Below are 4,121 nucleotides of genomic sequence, written 5' to 3' on the forward strand. Positions count from 1 at the left end.
GGGCGAGACCGGCACCGGCAAGGAACTGGCGGCGCAAGCCATCCATCGTGCTCATCCGCGCATGCAGGGCAAGGCCCAGGCAGCCCACCCCTTCGTGGCCATCAATTGCGGCGCGCTGGCCGAATCGCTGCTGGAATCCGAACTGTTCGGTTATGAGGAAGGCGCTTTCACCGGGTCGCGCCGTGGCGGACGAGCCGGTGTATTTGAAGCGGCGCATCGCGGCACGCTGCTGCTCGATGAAATCGGCGAGATGCCGCTGCCGCTGCAGACGCGATTGCTGCGCGTGCTGGAAGAGCGCGAAGTCGTGCGCGTGGGCGGCACGCGGCCCATTGCAGTCCAGGTGCGCATCATCAGCGCCACCCACTGCGATCTGGAAGCGCGGGTGCGCGACGGCCGTTTTCGGGCAGACCTGTATTACCGGCTCAGCGTGCTGCGTTTGCAGTTGCCGCCCTTGCGGGCGCGTCGCGAGGATATTGCCGCGCTGGCCGAATGGCATCTCAAGCATGCGCTGGCGGCACTGGATGCGCGTCCGCATGCCAACCTGGGCGCGGAGCTGCTGCGCTGCGCGCCGCTGCTGGCGGCGTATGACTGGCCCGGCAATGTGCGCGAGCTGCGCAACCTGATGGAAAGGCTGGCCCTGTTCCTGGCCGCAGAGCCGCTGCAGGCGCTGACACCCGCGCTGATCCAGCGGGTGGCGCCGGAACTGGCGGGGATGGTGCAGCCGCTGCTGTCGAACACGGCGGAAGTGGTGGCACCCCATGAGCTGACCACGTCCGACATCGTCCCCGACGCTGACGCCATTGAAGCTGCACTGCGCCGCTTCCGTGGCAACCGTGCCGCGGCTGCGCGCCATCTCGGGATCAGCCGCACGACCTTGTGGCGCAAGCTCAAGGAAACGGAAGCGCAGAACAGGGAGCCATCATGAGGCTGCAGGCACGGGAAACGAGAAAATGATTTCGCAAAATCAGCTGCGCGTCCTGCCTCCTGATAATCCCCCGCACTGCGCCTTGACAGTGCCGCATCGTGCCGCCTATCCTCGCCCGCTGTAACGGCCCCGGCCGTCACAGGGAGCCCACAACCATCCATACACAGCCAGGCAGCCTTCTGCTCCGCCAGGGTCAGAACGGCGTGCTGCTCCTCCATCCACGTATCCATCAGGGAGTCTCCATGACCAGCAACACCGCGGCGCCTGGCGCCGGCACCACGCATCCGCAAGCGCGGCGTGCGATCATCTCGTCCTCCATCGGCAATGCGCTCGAATGGTTCGACATCCTCATCTATGGCGCCTTCGCCGTGGTCATCGCCAAGCAGTTCTTCCCGACCGGCGATGACAGCGTCTCGCTGCTGCTGACCTTCGCCACCTTCGGCGTGTCCTTCTTCATGCGCCCGCTGGGTGCGGTGGTGCTGGGTGCCTACTCCGACCGCGCAGGCCGCAAGGCGGCGCTGATGCTGTCCATCATGCTGATGACGGTCGGCACGGCGATGATCGCCTTCATGCCCAGCTACGCCAGCATCGGCCTGCTGGCACCGGCCGGCATCGCACTGGGCAAGATGATCCAGGGCTTCTCCGCCGGCGGCGAGTTCGGCAGCTCTACCGCCTTCCTGGTGGAACACGCGCCGCATCGCCGTGGCTTCTTCTCCAGCTGGCAGGTGGCCAGCCAGGGCATCAGCCTGCTGCTGGCGGCCATCTTCGGCGCGGTGCTCAACAACATGCTCACGCCCGAACAACTGGCCTCGTGGGGCTGGCGCGTGCCGTTCATCTTCGGCTTGCTGATCGCACCGGCCGGCATCTATATCCGTCGCCATCTGGATGAAGCACCCGAGTTCAAGGAATCCAGCGAAAAGACCGATGCCCCGCTGCGCGATACCTTCGCGCACCAGAAGATGCGCCTCTTGATCGGTGCCGGCAGCGTCATCATGGCGACCGTCTCGGTGTACCTGTCGCTGTACATCCCGACCTACGCGGTCAAGCAACTGGGCCTGCCGGCCTGGTCCTCGTTTGCCGCGATGTCGGTGGCCGGCCTGATCATGTTCATCGGCTCGCCGCTGGTGGGCGCGATGTCCGACAAGATCGGCCGCACGCCCTTCATGATCACCAGCAGCGCGCTGTACATCGTGCTGACCTACCCGATGTTCGTGTTCCTGACCAACTCGCCGGGCTTCCTGCAACTGCTGTTGCTGCAGACCGTCATCGGCGTGCTCATGACCATGTATTTCGCGTCCATGCCTGCTCTGCTGGCCGACATCTTCCCGGTGGCCACGCGCGGCACCGGCATGTCGCTGGCGTATAACATCGCCGTCACCATCTTCGGCGGCTTCGCCGGTCTCATCATCACCTGGCTGATCGACTTCACCGGCAACAAGCTGTCGGTGAGCTACTTCGTCATCTTCGGCGCAGTGCTGAGTCTGATCGCCACGCTGGCCGCACGTTTCGTGCTGCGCCTGCGCTGACCGAAAACAGATAAATGATATAAATCATTTACTGCTTTTGAGCGGGTCGGCAGGCGCTGCTGCAGCGACTGCCGATCCGCACATGGCACACCCGCCAAATGGCCAGGATCCCCCGATCCTGGCCATTTTTCTTGATGGACTGGTCATCGGGTGCGCACTACGCAATTAGTCAATCTTGATCGAGCTGCGGTGGCACTTCGGTCAACTTGTTGCCAATCCATATTTATGCATTGATAAGCATAATTGAAAGAGTGTTTCCGTTTGGCATCACCTCATCAAATTCATCTTGAATTTGGGCAAGACTGCCATTAAAGTTCAGAGCGCTTCCCCCGGAGCCCATCCTGACGGCACTGCCGCTCTCCCTTGCAGGCCTTGCGCCTGCGCCGGAATCATCATCCACCCTTCGTCTGCCGTCAGTGGCGGCAGGCCAGCCCCAGAGGGACATCGTGAATTTCAGACAGACCAAAGTTGCCACCCAGCTTATGTTGGGTTTTTCCGTTTTGATCCTGTTCATGGCCGTGCTCGGTGCGGCGGCCTGGTACGGACTCAATACCGTCGACGCACAGCTCAGCGAAGTGCAGACCAACCTCATGCCCAGTGTCGCCACGGCCAAGACCATGCAGGCCGAGATCCGCGCCTTCAACCTGGCCCAGTATCGTGCGCTCACCGCCAATGATGCGCAGCGCATGCAGGATGCCCGCACGCGCCTGACCGCCTCCCTGGGACGCTACACCAGCGCCGCCGATCAGTATCGTCCGCTCATCCATACGCCTGAGGAACAAGCCGCCTACGACGAGCTGCAGGCCCTGCTGCCCAAGTACCTGGCCGTGAGCCAGCAGATGCTGGCCGCCCTGGAGCAAGGCAAGCAGGAGCAGGCCGTGGACATCATGAAAGATCAACTCTTCCCGCTGCGCGCGGCGATGGAAGTGCAGATCCTGCGCCTCATCACCGTCAACGAAAAAGGCGTGGCCGAGGCCGCCACCAGCGCGCGCGAAGCGTATGCCGGCAGCCGCATGCTGATCATCGGCCTGACCCTGGCATCGGCGCTGATCGGCTTGCTGATCGCACTGCTGATCAGCCGCCGCCTGACGCGCCAGCTGGGTGGCGAGCCGGCCGAAGCGATGTGGCTGTCGGGCCAGATCGCCGCCGGTAACCTGAGCGCGCAACTGCAACTGCGCAAGGGTGACCGCGCCAGCCTGATGCATTCGCTCATGACCATGCGCGAACAGCTGGCCGGTCTGGTCGGCCAGATCCAGCAGGCCAGCGGTGCCATCCACGTGGCCGCACGCGAAATCGCCCAGGGCAATACCGATCTCTCGCAGCGCACCGAAGAGCAGGCCGCCTCGCTGGAGGAAACTGCCTCCAGCATGGAACAGCTGACCAGCACCGTGCAGCAGAATACCGACCACGCCCGCAAGGCCAGCCACGTCGCCAGTGCCGGTGCCGATGTGGCCCGCCGTGGTGAAACGGAAATCGCGCAAGTGGTCAGCACCATGCGCGAGATCGCCGTCAGCTCGCACCAGATGTCGGACATCATCAGCGTCATCGAAGGCATCGCCTTCCAGACCAATATCCTGGCCCTCAATGCCGCCGTGGAAGCGGCACGCGCCGGCGAGAACGGCCGCGGCTTCGCCGTGGTGGCCACCGAAGTGCGCGCGCTGGCCCAGCGC

The 4,121-nt window shown here is 63.9% G+C and carries 4 protein-coding genes; 3 read left to right on the forward strand and 1 reads right to left on the reverse strand.

The features are described from left to right. The coding region (locus B3873_RS07600) for a sigma 54-interacting transcriptional regulator (RefSeq protein WP_286865033.1) at nucleotides 1-925 on the forward strand (925 nt) is incomplete at its 5' end. A 242-nt stretch (nucleotides 926-1,167) separates the two neighbouring features. Further along, complete coding sequence (locus tag B3873_RS07605; RefSeq protein ID WP_121042112.1) at nucleotides 1,168-2,451, forward strand: MFS transporter; 1,284 nt, start codon at nucleotides 1,168-1,170, stop codon at nucleotides 2,449-2,451. A gap of 223 nt (nucleotides 2,452-2,674) precedes the next feature. On the opposite strand, the gene B3873_RS07610 is transcribed toward B3873_RS07605, so the two are convergent. Beyond that, the gene (locus tag B3873_RS07610) at nucleotides 2,675-2,965 is read right to left on the reverse strand and encodes a hypothetical protein (protein ID WP_286865035.1); all 291 of its coding nucleotides are present in this window, start codon (nucleotides 2,963-2,965) and stop codon (nucleotides 2,675-2,677) included. Between B3873_RS07610 and B3873_RS07615 the strand changes: the two genes are divergently transcribed. Further along, on the forward strand, nucleotides 2,964-4,121 hold a 1,158-nt coding region (locus B3873_RS07615; protein WP_286865036.1), incomplete at its 3' end, for a methyl-accepting chemotaxis protein. The genes B3873_RS07610 and B3873_RS07615 overlap by 2 nt on opposite strands.

Source organism: Herbaspirillum sp. UBA812 (assembly GCF_002296545.1).
In the GTDB taxonomy this organism is placed as follows: Bacteria; Pseudomonadota; Gammaproteobacteria; order Burkholderiales; family Burkholderiaceae_D; genus Herbaspirillum; species Herbaspirillum huttiense.

Excerpts from the sequence above, each read along its gene's own strand:
- B3873_RS07605 (WP_121042112.1), top strand. The coding sequence starts at position 1,168 with ATGACCAGCAACACCGCGGCGCCTGGCGCCGGCACCACGCATCCGCAA.
- B3873_RS07610 (WP_286865035.1), bottom strand. The coding sequence starts at position 2,965 with ATGAACAGGATCAAAACGGAAAAACCCAACATAAGCTGGGTGGCAACT.